We start from the raw sequence: 14,671 nt of genomic DNA, 5'->3' as shown, positions 1-14,671 counted from the left end.
GTTAGTAAAACAAATTTAAGGGGGAACATTATATGAAAAAAATGTCCAGACAAGAAAAAAGCTGGATATTATACGATTGGGCGAACTCCGTATACTCGCTCGTCATTACAACTGCATTATTTCCAATTTACTTTAAAGCAGCTGCAAAAGAAGCTGGACTATCTGGGGCAACTTCAACAGCATATTGGGGATATGCAAACTCATTCGCAACACTTTTAATTTCTATACTTGCTCCTATTCTTGGCACAGTTGCTGATTATAAAGGATTTAAAAAACGTTTTTTCACATTCTTCTTTGGACTCGGTATCGTATTTACAAGTATGTTAGCAGTCGTTCCAACCTCTCAGTGGTACTTATTGCTAGGGTGCTATATGCTCGCCTTAATCGGCTTTGCTGGAGCAAATATTTTCTATGATGCATTTTTAGTAGACGTCACTTCTGAAGATAGAATGGACCGAATTTCTACAAGAGGATTTGCATTAGGTTATATCGGGAGTACAATTCCTTTTATCGGTTGTATCGCTCTTATTATTCTTTCCCAAAAAGGAACTATTCCCTTATCGGTCGGCATTGCTAGTCAAATTTCCTTTGCAATAACAGCTCTTTGGTGGGGATTATTTACAATTCCAATGCTAAAAAACGTAGAGCAAACACACTATATTGAGCGTCATCCAAGACCTATTAGAATGAGCTTCAAACGTCTTGCTGATACTTTTAAAAATATTAAAGAATATAAAACTGTATTTATGTTTCTAATCGCTTACTTTTTCTATATTGACGGAGTCGACACAATTATTACTATGTCTACCGCTTACGGAACCGATCTCGGTATTAGTGCAACGAATCTATTAATCATATTATTTGTAACACAAATTGTCGCTTGTCCATTTGCTTTACTATACGGAAAATTATCTGAAACATTTACTGGTAAAAAAATGTTATATGTCGGTATCATTATTTATATCATTATTTGCACATATGCTTATTTTTTAAAAACGACACTTGATTTTTGGATTTTAGCAATGTTAGTTGCTACATCTCAAGGTGGTATTCAAGCACTAAGTCGTTCATACTTTGCAAAACTAGTACCTAAAGAATCTGCTAATGAATTCTTCGGATTTTATAATATATTTGGCAAGTTTGCCGCAATTATGGGTCCGGTATTAGTCGGTGTTACAACCCAATTAACAGGAAAAACAAACGCTGGTGTTCTTAGTATTATTGTTCTGTTTATTATCGGAGGATTCTTACTAACTAGAGTTCCAGAAAATAATACATCCGTTACACCACCTAGTCCAAAGACTAAAACGCTATAAGAAAAGATCCTCTTCTCATAAGAAGAGGATCTTTTTTATTTTTAAAGGTGCGACTTATAATGAACGACTCTACTGCTTGTACAAAAATAATTTATCAACAGTTGTTCCTAATACTTCAGCTAAACGGAATGCTAACGCTAAACTTGGATCATATTTATTATTCTCAATTGCATTTATCGTTTGTCTAGAAACCTTACATTTATCAGCTAATGCGCCTTGTGAAATATTATTTTCAGTGCGTAATTCATAGATTTGATTTTTCACACCATTGCTCCTAACCTGTAAAATCGTTTTTACAACATCAGTATATAATTGGCTCATATAGTTGTCAAAAGTTCCTCAAAGAAAAAGGGAGCAATATTGCTCCCTTACAATAGTTATTTCGAAGCTAACGAATTTGTTAGTGCCTCTTTATTAGCAACATCTTCTTTTTTTATTTGCATACGTAGAACTGGCCCTATCGCTAATAAAATAAGTGCCATTGCTATACAAAACACAGTAACTAGTGAAGTTAGTTCCTTTAATCCTCCAGCTAGTGAAGTTCCAATTAGCATTGCCCCCATAAACAGTGGTAAAATCGTCCCATTTACTCTTCCAACCATATTTTCTGGTACAAGTTGAATCATAAGCGTACCGACAACAATATTAACACAAGCTAAACAAATACCTGTTCCAAACCTCATGAAACTAGTAATCCAAAATGATGTAGATAGCCCTTCTACTAAAAATGACATTGCTAATATGCCCATACCGAATACAAACATTTTTTTCGGATTCACTTTTGAAGCGAAAATTGCAGCAACAATACCACCAATTAACATACCTATTCCATCAGCTGCAGCTAAATATTGAACTGCTTCCTTTTCCATTCCAAGGCGTTCTATTACAAGAAACACCTCTAATGGAGTTGTTAATCCAACAGCTAAGCCTATAATGGTGAAAGTGATCGTAATCATACGTAAATTTTTCGTATGAAGAACATACTTCCAACCTTCTTTTATATCATTTTTTAATGAATCTCTCGCCACTTGCTCTTTTTCAACCCATTTTGGTAAAAATGAAAGGGCGATAGCAGATAACAAAAATAAAATGATTAAGCTATATAGTGACGTAAATAAACCAAGTTGTGTATACACAAGCGATCCTACCACTGGTCCAAAAATTAGAAATAATGACTGTAATGTTTGGTTAAATGCAATCGCATTTGCTACCTGTTCTTCTTTTACATAGCGCTTAAATATACGCGAAGATGAGGGCTGAGAAAACTGACCTACAATCGCGGAAATGAGTGTTGCAAAAAATATAGCCTGCCAATAATCCAGCTTTAACAACAGGACAATTCCTATAATAGACAGTACACTCAACACATCTCCAGTGACCATTGTTCTTTTCGGATTCCAGCGATCAGCTAGCGCACCACCGATAAACGAGAAAATAAAAATAGGTGCATATTCCATAACTGATAACAAAGAAACAGAAACCGGATCATTATTCGTTCGCTCCATTATAAAATACAAAAGAGCCATATTTCTGATCCAAATTGCAAATTGTTGTAAAATATCAGACGCCATAACGAGCATAAATGCTCGGTTTTTAAATAAAGCGTTCATTTTCATTCCCCTTTCACAAACCGACCGTTCAGTCTAATTTATTTTGTAAGAAAAGCAACTGACCTATTATTCAGCTGCCATTCCTTTTAACAATACATCTATTGCCTTTTTATAAATACGCTTCAACTCTTTATAATCTAGCTCGTAGTAAAGTACTCCAAGCCCTGATAATAATCCATTCACAATATACATAAGATCACGAGTATTATCTTCACGGAACTCTCCAGACTGTATACCTGCTTCAATTAATTTCTCAAACATAACATATGATTCTCTAGTTAAAGCTAATAGTTCCTCCAAAATCTCTTTACTTACAACTTGACTCATAGAGAATTCCTCTATGGCATTTGAAATTGGTTGCTGTATGTCCTCTACATGATATTCCGCGAGACCATATAGTTTTTCAGTACTAGTGCTATACAACTTCTCTTTTTCATTCCATTTTTCAAGCCAATCATACGTATGCTGTTTCACTACAAATAAAAATAATTCTTCTTTACTTTTAAAGTGATAATAAATACTTCCTTTACTTCGCTCTGTAATTTCACAAATCTCTTCCATAGATGTAGCTGCGTAGCCCTTCTGTGAAAATAGACTTTCTGCTTTGTATGCAATTTCTTTCTTTATCTCTTCTGCGCTTCTTCTCATATTCACACCTCTTTAAACCGACCGTTCAGTCTAATAATAACAAATCAAAAACCTCTATCGCAAGAGGCTATATTCCTTATTTAAGAAAACGTACTTTCAAACCAAGTTCGAATCATATGTATTGTTCCAAATTTAAATGCTAATTTAACAAGAAATACGCCTCCCGCAGCTAATAAAAATAACACTACTTTCCCCTTATTTTTCACTTTCGGTTCCCTTTTCATTTCCATTCCCCTTAGTATGTTAAAAATATTAATCAAACGTTTGTTTAACTGTGTTTATGTATATGTAAGCCGACTAATCAAACGTTTGTTTAAAAAGAAATACGCCTATATAAGGCGCATTTTCATCAATCCCCACCGCCACCGCAGCTTCCTCCGCTATCTCCCCCAAAAGAGCCTCCACAATCATGTGAACCGCCATCATGCGAGCTATCATTATCCGATCCAGCAAAGAAAAATAATGGTGATGAGCTGTTAGATGAATTATGTATGTTATTTTGTTTCGCCAAGTTCACCTTCTTTTTGTTCGATCGAACTGCTGTTACGATTATTCCAACTACAACAAATAATAGTATGACAATAATAAATCCCATATAAAAGCCTCCCCTATTCCTCGAATAATTGAATGATTCTCTCTAGATTTTCAAATGAAATGAAGCGTGATTCACGAAGAATTTCTTTTCCATTATGAAATAATAAAATTGTTGGCCCTGTAAATACTCCATATCGCCCCGCAATCTCTTGCATGTCTTGTAGTAATATCTCTATTTTCTCTACGTAATCATAATTCTCTAATACGCAATTTACTTTTCTTAGCATAACATCACAAACACCACAATTTTCCGTTTTAATAAACAGAAGTACCAATTGTTGTTCTTCGATATAGGTCGCTAATTCTTCTATCGTTTTAAATGTAGTCATCTTATCCCTCTTAGCGTAATTTACGAAATAATTTGCCTTGATACATACGAAAAGCTGAACTATCTTTAATCTTTCTCTTTTCCATTACCTGCTGAAAACGAAGAGTTTTTGCTGTAAACTCTTCTCGTAATTTCTTTCTCTCTTCTTCATCATAACAGCAAGCAATTAGATCCTCTATTTTTAATATATCTTTTTGTAGTTCCATTTCTGGTGGAATCATTCCCGCATTTTTTTAAATTTTATAACTCATTCTAAGTTCTGGAGGTACCATTGAAAGATCTTCTAATTGTAGTGGTTTTCCTTTTCCCGGAAGATAATCAAGATCACCATTCCGTATTGCTTGTCGAATTTTTTCTTCAGCAATGTTCAAAAACACATCCACACTATTCCCTCCTTTACATATTTTTACTATTATTTTACATGATATTTCCTGATCTTTCTACGTCTTTAATAATTGGCTCCATACAATTTTTTCTCAAATTTATTTATAATGAGCTTTTTCTTCCCATACCAATCTTTCGTTTTCATATATAGTTTGTATTCAAGCCTTTTTGTATTGAGAAAGTCTTTTTCAACTTAATAAAGCGTTTACACTAAATCTTACATTTGTTACGATTTAATCACCCCCAGCTCCCTTGTATAGACTTCGTGATGTCTGATCATTTTATTTAGATGTTTCATACGTCTAGATTCATTTTGGTTTATTGGCGTATGCCTTTAAATATATCTTTTATTTTGAAAGGAGAAATGGCTATGAGGTCTCAAAAATTCACACTGCTATTACTATCTCTACTACTTTTCTTACCTCTTTTTCTCACAAATTTTATTACTCCAAATCTCGCATTAGCAGATTCACCAAAGCAAAGTCAAAAAATTGTTGGGTACTTTCCTTCGTGGGGCGTTTACGGACGTAATTATCAAGTTGCTGACATTGATGCATCAAAGCTTACTCACCTTAACTATGCTTTCGCGGATATTTGTTGGAATGGAAAACATGGAAACCCTTCTACTCATCCTGATAATCCAAATAAACAAACGTGGAACTGTAAAGAATCTGGTGTACCATTGCAAAATAAAGAGGTTCCTAATGGTACTCTCGTACTCGGTGAACCATGGGCTGATGTTACCAAATCGTATCCTGGCTCAGGGACAACTTGGGAAGATTGCGATAAATATGCCCGTTGCGGAAATTTCGGGGAACTAAAACGATTAAAAGCTAAATATCCTCACTTAAAAACAATTATTTCCGTTGGTGGCTGGACTTGGTCTAACCGCTTTTCTGATATGGCCGCTGATGAAAAAACAAGAAAAGTATTTGCTGAATCTACAGTAGCTTTTCTTCGCGCATATGGGTTTGATGGCGTAGATTTAGACTGGGAATATCCGGGCGTTGAAACGATTCCTGGTGGTAGTTATCGTCCTGAAGATAAACAAAATTTCACTCTCCTTCTTCAAGATGTCCGAAATGCTTTGAATAAAGCAGGTGCTGAAGATGGCAAACAATATTTACTAACAATCGCTTCAGGCGCAAGCCAACGCTACGCTGATCATACAGAGCTAAAGAAAATTTCTCAAATACTCGATTGGATTAATATTATGACATATGATTTCCACGGCGGATGGGAAGCTACTTCTAATCATAATGCAGCTCTATATAAGGATCCAAATGACCCAGCAGCAAATACGAATTTTTACGTAGATGGTGCTATAAATGTTTATACAAATGAAGGTGTTCCAGTCGATAAACTAGTATTAGGCGTACCCTTTTACGGACGTGGCTGGAAAAGTTGTGGCAAAGAAAATAACGGACAATATCAACCTTGCAAACCAGGTAGTGATGGGAAACTTGCTTCTAAAGGTACTTGGGATGATTATTCTACCGGTGACACAGGTGTGTATGATTACGGTGATTTAGCAGCCAATTACGTTAATAAAAATGGTTTTGTACGCTACTGGAATGACACAGCTAAAGTACCTTATTTATATAATGCAACTACAGGCACATTTATTAGCTACGATGACAATGAATCTATGAAATACAAAACAGACTATATAAAGACGAAAGGTTTAAGTGGAGCAATGTTTTGGGAACTAAGCGGAGATTGCCGTACAAGTCCAAAATATAGTTGCAGTGGTCCAAAATTACTTGATACGCTAGTAAAAGAATTACTTGGTGGACCTATTAGTCAAAAAGATACTGAGCCACCAACGAATGTTAAAAACGTTGTAGTTACGAATAAAAATTCAAACTCAGTTCAATTAAACTGGACTGCATCTACTGATAACGTAGGAGTTATGGAATATGAAATTACTGCTGGAGAAGAGAAATGGAGTACAACAACAAATAGCATTACAATTAAAAACTTAAAACCTAATACGGAATACACATTTTCAATAATTGCCAAAGATGCTGCTGGAAATAAATCACAACCTACCGCTCTTACTGTCAAAACGGATGAAGCTAATACGACACCTCCTGATGGAAATGGTACTGCTACATTTTCAGTCACTTCGAATTGGGGCAGCGGTTATAACTTCTCGATTATAATCAAAAATAATGGAACGACTCCTATTAAAAATTGGAAATTAGAATTTGATTATAGCGGTAATTTAACACAAGTTTGGGATTCTAAAATTAGTAGTAAAACAAATAATCATTATGTAATTACGAACGCAGGATGGAATGGTGAAATTCCTCCTGGTGGATCTATTACAATTGGCGGTGCAGGAACAGGTAATCCTGCCGAACTTTTAAATACCGTCATTAGCGAAAACTAGACGTAATATCCATTAATTAATTCACTAAAGTTTGAATTTAGGTTTGAGCAATACCTCCTAAATTCAAACTTTTAATTTTACGAAAAATCAAAAATATCATAATAACCTATTATAATTATATTTAATTTCTAATATGAAGTTTATATGAAGTTCATTTGAATTTTACATGAATTTCCTTTAATTTCTATTGTCTTCCTATAATATCCATATTATCCTTTACATAAAGGAATTATTTTCATTCCATTTTGAACTATCTATATATATAAAGAAAGATAGTCACCTGTTAGGGAAAGGCTTTCGTATTATAAATATAACAAAAGAAAAAGCACGCTTATAAGCGCACCATAAGAGTGCTTCTTCATACAATTCTCATGTAAGAGTTCTCGAAAATCATGTTAATCACAAAGAAAAGGCATTAGCTCCTAAAAGCTAATGCCTTTTCTTTATTCATATTGTTCAGTATTCCAATCTTCTATATTCCATACTTTTGTTATCCACGATTCATAGAAAGAAGGTTCATGTGAGACAATTAAAACCGTTCCTTTGTATTGTTGTAACGCTTCCTGTAAAGCCATCTTAGTTTCTACATCCAAATGATTAGTCGGTTCGTCTAAAATTAAAACATCAGCTTTTTCTATTTTTTCATATAAGGAGCTAACACACTTAAAATCTCTTCTTTATCCTTTTTTAATTCGAGTGATGTTAACATATCCATCGTTCTCGGCCTAGGTAATTTCACTTGTACCTCGCCAACTATTGACGCTGGTCTTTGAGATAAAATAAATACGCGATCTGAAAGCAAGATTGCCTCATCTAAGTCATGTGTCACCATAACGATTGTTTGCTTTTCTTGATGCCAAGAGTTTAAAAGCCAGCTATGTACTTCCATTTTTGTAAATGCATCTAATTTACCAAAAGGCTCATCCAGCAGCATAATTGGCTTTTCACATAAATATGTGCGCAGAAAACTAATTCTTTGACGCATACCACCAGATAATTCATCTGGATAATGGTCTGCATATTCATCTAGTTGGAACTGCTTTAATGCTTCCATTCCTTCTGTCAGCCTTTGTTTTTTCGGCTTTCCTTCAATTTCTAACGGAAGAACGATATTTTGCAAAGCTGATCGCCACGGTAGTAATAAATCTTGTTGTGGCATATAACTAACAACATCTTGCTCTTGTACTTGCTTATCGTTATACGTTACGTTCCCGCTTGTTGGTTTTTCAACATTTGCAATCATGTTTAATAATGTGCTTTTCCCGCAACCACTTGGTCCTACAAAGGAAACAAACTCTCCCTCTTGTATAGAGGCACTAATATTCTCTAATACATTCTTTCCGTCAAAAGATTTCACTATATTTTTTATTTGTAATCCGCTCATTTTTCACTTGGAAGGAATTCATTTGTAAAAGCATCTTTTACATCGATTTTCTTTTTAATAACTTTGTTGTCATATAAGAAATTCATGTAATTCGTCCAAATTTCTTCCTTCTGTACTCCCCATGCTTTAGCATCATCTTGATACTTCGTACTTAACCATTTTTGGCTTTCTTGAACTAAATCTTTATTTACATCTGGAACAGCTTTAATTAAAATATCAGCAGCCTCTTTCGGTTCCTTAATTGCAAAATTATAACCTTCTGTCGTTGCACTCATAAACTTTTTCACAAAGTCTTTATCTTGCTTCGTATGTTTTTCACTCGTAATAATAACAGGACTATAGAAATCAAGCGCTGGATCTAAGTCCTTCACCATAATCGTATTTAACTCTTTTCCTTGGCGCTTCGCTTCAATACCATCCCAACCGTAATAAATCCATTCGAAATCTGCATCACGACCGATTGATTTAAAGAAATCTGTTTGTCCTAAGATGATTTTTTCAACTTTATTAAAATCAGCTTGATGTTTATCCATAATCGTCTTTAATGTCGCTTCTTCCGCTGGTCCTCCCCAGCCGCCGTAACGTTTACCTTCAAAATCTTTCGGTGACGTCATATTATCTTTCTTAAGCGATGCAAACGCTGAAGTGTTATGCTGAATAATCGCTCCTACAGATACAACAGGAATTCCTTCCACACGAGCTAACGTTACATTTTCTTGTGCGCTTATTGCGAAGTCTGCTTTTCCTGATGCTATCATTTGCTCTGCTGTTACATTGTCACCTGGTTGAATAATTTCTACATCTAATCCTTGCTTTTTGTAATAATCTTTCGTTTGCGCTACATACAAGCCAGTATGATTCGTATTTGGAAACCAATCTAATACTACTTTTACTTTTTGATCTTTACTTGCACTTTCTTCTTTCTTCGCCGGATTACATCCAGCCACACCTACCGCTACTAAGGCAGCTAACATAACTTTCAAACCTTTTTTCATTTTCTGCCGTCCTTTCTATATATCCATGGTGCTGTTATTCTTGCCATAAACTCTACGATAAAATACAGGCATAATGTCACCATAACGATGATTGCTGCAACACCAAATACTCGGGCAGTCAAAAAGGATTTTGTAGCCCTCGTAAGCATAACGCCTAATCCTTCACTTGCACCGAGCCATTCTCCGATAATTGCCCCCATTACGCTATATGTAACTGCAATTTTTAAACCTGAGAAAAAGTATGGAAGCACTGCTGGAAATTTTACTTTCTGGTAAACTTGCCATTTTGTCGCCTTCATTGTTTGTAACAGTTTCAACATGTTTTTATCTACTGTTTGAAAACCTTCTAAAATACTAAGCGCAATTGGGAAGAAACAAACGAGTATTACGACCATTACTTTCGGCAACATCCCATATCCAAACCAAATAATAAATAGCGGTGCAAGTACAACAATTGGAATTGTTTGCGAAATAACGAGCAATGGATTTATTAAAATACGAAATAACGGTATAACGTCCATAATAATTGCGATGCTCGTCCCCAATAAAATTGCAAAGAATAGTCCAATTATAACTTCCTGCAGTGTTTGCATCGTATTTGGTAATAGTAAATCTTTCATCCCAATTAATTCTTGAACAATGGCAGAAGGCTTTGGTAAAATCCACGGTTCGATTTTAAATAATGAAACAGATCCTTCCCATATCGCAATGAGAAGGATAAGCCAAATAGTTGTAATAAGTTTAGATTGCTTCTGGTTTTGCATATTCATCACGGTACTTCCAAACCTTTTCATCTATCGTTACACCAGTGCTTGGACGATAATGGATTTTAATAGAAGTAATCACTTCTTCTGCTCCAGCATCGACGCAAGCTTGTTGCGCACGTTTAACGACATCAAGAAGTACATCTAATTCTCCTTCCAAAGTTGTTTCCATTGCCCCTACTTCATAACGAACTCCCGATTGTTGCACAACTTCAATTGCTTTATCGACAACAGAATATACATCTTTCGTTTTTGCTTGTGGTACTACTGAAAATGACATTGTAACTTGTTGTGACATAATAAAATCCCCCTTATAAAAATAAATTTCAAAAATAAGAAAAGGCTTTCCTACTGCGTAGGAAAGCCTTGTATGCAAGTTATTACAGAATAACATATGCTACATCACTTTAAGTAACTCCCTACGCTGGCATTATCCAGATCAGGTTGAGGGTCGATGTTTACTTACATCCTCTCAGCCAATTGGCTCCCCGGTCCTTAATTCGTTTTCATTGTAGCATGATTTATTTTATTGAACAAACAAAAGCATGCATAATCATTTCATTATTTTTGGAAAATAACCAACTTTTTCACCATGAGCTAATAACTGCTGAATAAATTCTTTATTAATTGCTGGTACTATCAATTCTTTTTTCTTAATCCATTTATTCGTTCTACGCGTACCCATTACAATTTCAGATTGCTGCGCTCCATCTCCTGCAACTTGAGAAGCAATTAACTCTGCTATTACTTCATTTCCCTTCGCTAATGCAAGTCCGGTATTTACATATTCTGAAAGTGGAACCATTTCAAGATTGTATCCACACTCTCCAATTAGCTGTATAAATTGTTCAAACTCAATTTGATGTGGATGACAAATATGTAACGTCTCTCCTATAATTTGCGCATCTTGCAAATACGATACAATTGATTTACTAGCAAAATCAATTGGTGTGAAATCAACTTTCCACTTCACATTTGGTGCTTTCCCAATTAATAGCATTGTTTTAATAAGACGATAAAATGCGTTTCCTTCAATATTTTGTTGGAACGAACCTGTTTCTGAATGACATGCTAAATTACCTGCACGATAAATATTTCCACGCAAACCATTTTTCATTGCTTCACGAACAATGTTTTCCGCTTGTAGTTTACTATTTGAATATACATTCTCTAAGTCTACACTGTAATTAAAATCACCAGTTTTCATGTATGTATCCCATTGATCTACCGCTAATTCTAACGGGATACCAATTGTAGAAATAAAATGGAATGTAGCACCTTTCTCCGCTAATGTTAGCATACGGCTAGTTCCTTGGACATTTATATTTTCAAATTGTTTTACATCTCCAAAATGTCTTACATCTGCACCGCAATGAATTATCGTATCCATCTTAGAACTGATGAACATAAATTCTTCTTCGCTCATCCCAAGATACTGTTCTCCAAGATCACCAGCTACGGCCTGTATACGCTGTAACCATTCTTCACATATATCATTAAAGTAGCCTGTTAATGTATCTATAATTCTTTGCTGCACATCTTTAGTTGGTCTTACTAAACAATAAATAGTAGCAGATGTATCTCTCAACAATTCATATAATATGTGTGATCCTAAATAACCAGTAGCTCCTGTTAAAAAGACATTTGAAATCTGGTTTTCTTCCAAAACGTTTGCATACGTGATAGTATCTGGTTCGTGAATCACTTTATATTCACGAAATACTTCTTCTTTCTCTACTTTTACTTCTCGCTCAATTCGAGCTAATCCATATATCGTTCTTTCTTTAAAGAAATCTTGAATTGTTAAATGTGAGAAATCTTCTTTTAACAATGTTAAGACTCGTAATACTTTTAATGAATGTCCACCAATTGTAAAGAAATCATCATGCACTCCAACTTTTGAAATTCCTAATACTTCCGCCCAAGCGTTCGCTATTTGTTTTTCTGCTTTATTAGAAGGTGCAACATATTCTTGTAGCCGAACCGGTTCATACTTTTCTTCTAACTGAGCTAACTTCTTAACATCAATCTTTTTATTAGGTGTAAGTGGTAATTCATTAATATAAATTAGTTTAGATGGCACCATATAATCTGGTAATTGCTCTTGTAACTGATAAACTAATTCTGGTATTTCTTTTTTATTTAAAGTTGTATAGAACGCGATTAAATATTGGCTACCTTCCTTACTCTTCTTAGCAAAAACAGCATTTTCTTTTATATTATGATTTTGAGAAATTTCACTTTGGATTTCGCCTAGTTCAATACGATGTCCTCTAATTTTTACTTGATCATCTTTCCGATGTAAAAACTCTATATTTCCATCCTCTAGCAACTTAACGATATCCCCTGTTTTATATATATTAACTATAGGATTAAAAGGGTTCGGAATAAAAGCTTCAATTGTTTTATTAGGCTTATTAAAATACCCTTTTGCTAATCCCACTGAATCTATATATAATTCACCAGGTACACCAATTGGACAAAGATTCATATTCTCATCCAAAATCATAACTTGATAATTAGCACATGGTTTACCAATGGGAATACTCGCAACATCCTCATTTAACTGACTAGGTATTTTATAGGTTGTCGTCACTACAGTACATTCTGTCGGTCCGTATACATTATGAATTTCAACATTTGTACCTATTCTTTCTCTCCACAATTTAATAACCTCTACAGGCAACATTTCACCGCCAATCGCAATTCTTTTTAGGGAAGCTAGCTTATATATATCTTCTTCTGCTAAATAAGTTGCTACTTGTCGAACAAAAATTGTTGCTAATGCCAAGATTGAAGTTGCTTTCACTTTATAGATTGCATTTGCAAATGCTTCTACAGACAATCGCTCTTCCTCTAATAGTACATATAAGTTTCCTCCACAGAATAAAGAAGCAAATGACTCCCATACAGAAGCATCGAAACTAAAGGAAGGAAATTGGGCAAATACATCCTCTTCTGTCAATTCATATTGCTTTTTCATCCAAGTATACAGATTAACAACGCCTCTATGAGCTAACATCGTTCCCTTTGGATTCCCTGTTGAACCAGATGTATAAATCATATAAGCTACATCATCACAATGAATAGACAACTTTACATCTGTATCTTCATAAGTTTCACTATCATACATTGAAACTGTTTGAACCCCATCACATGTTATAGGCGTCTCTTTCATCAATATAACTTTCGCTTGGCTATCTTGAATAATGTACTGTATTCTACTTTCCGGATAATCTGGATCAATCGGAACATACGCTGCACCAGCTTTTAATATAGCTACCATACTTACTACTGTGTCTATGCTACGTTTCATAAATATTCCAACATAGTCTCCTAATTGGACGCCGTTTTTAATTAACATATGAGCTATTTGATTACTTTTTTTATTTAGCTCCTCATAAGTTAAAGTACCTTCCCTTGAAGATAAAGCTATACGATTTGGAAATTGAGTAACAGTATTATAGAACATATCGACGATACTTTTCTCAGGATATACTGCTGTCGTATCATTCACTTGACTATAAAGTGCCATCTCGGCCTCTGTAATAACATTAAAATTATTTATATGTTTATTATTATTTTGTGATTTATTAATTAAAACACCTTGTATTTGTTGTGCATAACGAGTAATTGTTGTCTCTTTCCAATTAACACTATTAAATATTATTTCTACACTTTGCATATTTTTACTAAATACAAATTGTAATGTATTCGTGTCTTTTAGCTCATAATATGTTTCACCAATAATAATAGGTGACATTTCATATAACGTATTACCGTTTTGAAACTCTTCTATTTCTTCCTCATTCATTTCTTTAATTTGCTCCAGTTGCTCTTCAATTTGTAAATTTAAACTTTCATAGGAGAGAAAATTAGAAACTTCAATAGTAATCGGAAATAAACTTCCTCTTACATGATAAAGCACGACAATATGTTTTTCTTTAGAAATATGATATAACCACGTTGCAGTCGCTCCTATTAAATCTACAATGTGAGTCAAATTTGAAAACAGTTCCGTTTTCCTTTTTATCCTAAGTTCTGTTCCTTGCACATCTTTAGGTATTTTAATACTTCCTTCTACTTTTCCTAAAAATTCTTTTACCATCTCACTATAAGAAATTGCTAATTTCATATTTATGTAAATTCCTCTCTTAAATATAATAAAGGTGTGAAAATTCACACCTTTTTTATCCCTTATTAAAGGGCAGATTCGTTCAATTCATAATCAGTAGCGGAGATACGCCCTTGAT

13 protein-coding genes, 2 pseudogenes and 1 riboswitch are annotated in these 14,671 nt (G+C 34.4%); of the genes and pseudogenes, 2 read left to right on the top strand and 13 right to left on the bottom strand.

Going from position 1 to position 14,671, the window contains the following annotated elements:
- Positions 1–32 precede the first annotated feature (32 nt).
- The gene (locus ACUL40_RS21995) at positions 33–1,316 is read left to right on the top strand and encodes an MFS transporter (protein WP_000738812.1); all 1,284 of its coding nucleotides are present in this window, start codon (positions 33–35) and stop codon (positions 1,314–1,316) included.
- Between the two features lie 69 nt (positions 1,317–1,385).
- Here ACUL40_RS21995 and ACUL40_RS21990 read toward each other — a convergent pair whose 3' ends face one another.
- The 7 genes and pseudogenes from ACUL40_RS21990 to ACUL40_RS21960 form a co-directional block, all read right to left on the bottom strand.
- A complete protein-coding gene (locus ACUL40_RS21990) occupies positions 1,386–1,637 on the bottom strand; it encodes a helix-turn-helix transcriptional regulator (RefSeq protein WP_002023181.1) in 252 nt (83 codons plus the stop codon).
- Positions 1,638–1,693: 56 nt separating this feature from the next.
- A complete protein-coding gene (locus ACUL40_RS21985; protein ID WP_000992579.1) occupies positions 1,694–2,926 on the bottom strand; it encodes an MFS transporter in 1,233 nt (410 codons plus the stop codon).
- Positions 2,927–2,992: 66 nt separating this feature from the next.
- Positions 2,993–3,574, bottom strand: coding sequence for a TetR/AcrR family transcriptional regulator (locus ACUL40_RS21980; protein WP_001254439.1), 582 nt, complete (start codon positions 3,572–3,574; stop codon positions 2,993–2,995).
- Positions 3,575–3,654: 80 nt separating this feature from the next.
- Positions 3,655–3,798: a hypothetical protein gene (locus ACUL40_RS21975; protein ID WP_000817981.1), complete on the bottom strand. Its 144-nt coding sequence runs from the start codon at positions 3,796–3,798 to the stop codon at positions 3,655–3,657.
- Positions 3,799–3,923: 125 nt separating this feature from the next.
- Positions 3,924–4,169 (bottom strand): hypothetical protein, encoded by a 246-nt coding sequence (locus ACUL40_RS21970; protein ID WP_000505774.1) that lies wholly within the window; start codon positions 4,167–4,169, stop codon positions 3,924–3,926.
- A 13-nt stretch (positions 4,170–4,182) separates the two neighbouring features.
- The gene (locus ACUL40_RS21965; protein ID WP_445423004.1) at positions 4,183–4,497 is read right to left on the bottom strand and encodes a thioredoxin family protein; all 315 of its coding nucleotides are present in this window, start codon (positions 4,495–4,497) and stop codon (positions 4,183–4,185) included.
- 10 nt (positions 4,498–4,507) lie between these two features.
- Positions 4,508–4,879: pseudogene (locus tag ACUL40_RS21960) on the bottom strand (DnaJ family domain-containing protein).
- A gap of 371 nt (positions 4,880–5,250) precedes the next feature.
- Here ACUL40_RS21960 and ACUL40_RS21955 point away from each other — a divergent pair.
- Positions 5,251–7,275 carry a glycosyl hydrolase family 18 protein gene (locus ACUL40_RS21955; protein ID WP_001257487.1) on the top strand — a complete coding sequence of 675 codons (2,025 nt, stop codon included), beginning with the start codon at positions 5,251–5,253 and terminating at the stop codon, positions 7,273–7,275.
- Positions 7,276–7,718: 443 nt separating this feature from the next.
- On the opposite strand, the pseudogene ACUL40_RS21950 reads toward ACUL40_RS21955, so the two are convergent.
- The 6 genes and pseudogenes from ACUL40_RS21950 to ACUL40_RS21925 form a co-directional block, all read right to left on the bottom strand.
- Positions 7,719–7,913 (bottom strand): annotated as a pseudogene (locus ACUL40_RS21950) (ABC transporter ATP-binding protein); the annotation flags it as partial.
- A complete protein-coding gene (locus ACUL40_RS21945; protein ID WP_000016088.1) occupies positions 7,910–8,659 on the bottom strand; it encodes an ABC transporter ATP-binding protein in 750 nt (249 codons plus the stop codon). The pseudogene ACUL40_RS21950 and the gene ACUL40_RS21945, both read right to left, overlap by 4 nt.
- Positions 8,656–9,654, bottom strand: coding sequence for an ABC transporter substrate-binding protein (locus tag ACUL40_RS21940; protein WP_000715573.1), 999 nt, complete (start codon positions 9,652–9,654; stop codon positions 8,656–8,658). Before ACUL40_RS21940 ends, ACUL40_RS21945 begins: the two co-directional genes overlap by 4 nt.
- Complete coding sequence (locus ACUL40_RS21935) at positions 9,651–10,424, bottom strand: ABC transporter permease (RefSeq protein WP_001057166.1); 774 nt, start codon at positions 10,422–10,424, stop codon at positions 9,651–9,653. Before ACUL40_RS21935 ends, ACUL40_RS21940 begins: the two co-directional genes overlap by 4 nt.
- Positions 10,396–10,716: an MTH1187 family thiamine-binding protein gene (locus ACUL40_RS21930; protein WP_000082906.1), complete on the bottom strand. Its 321-nt coding sequence runs from the start codon at positions 10,714–10,716 to the stop codon at positions 10,396–10,398. The genes ACUL40_RS21935 and ACUL40_RS21930 overlap by 29 nt, the downstream gene beginning before the upstream one ends.
- Positions 10,717–10,817: 101 nt before the next feature.
- Positions 10,818–10,919: riboswitch (TPP riboswitch) on the bottom strand.
- 52 nt (positions 10,920–10,971) lie between these two features.
- Entirely contained in the window at positions 10,972–14,553 is a 3,582-nt protein-coding gene (locus ACUL40_RS21925) for a non-ribosomal peptide synthetase family protein (RefSeq protein WP_445423005.1), read from the bottom strand.
- Positions 14,554–14,671 lie beyond the last annotated feature (118 nt).

It is taken from the genome of Bacillus sp. KNSH39, from assembly GCF_052656585.1.
This window is presented reverse-complemented; position numbering and strand designations above follow the sequence as displayed.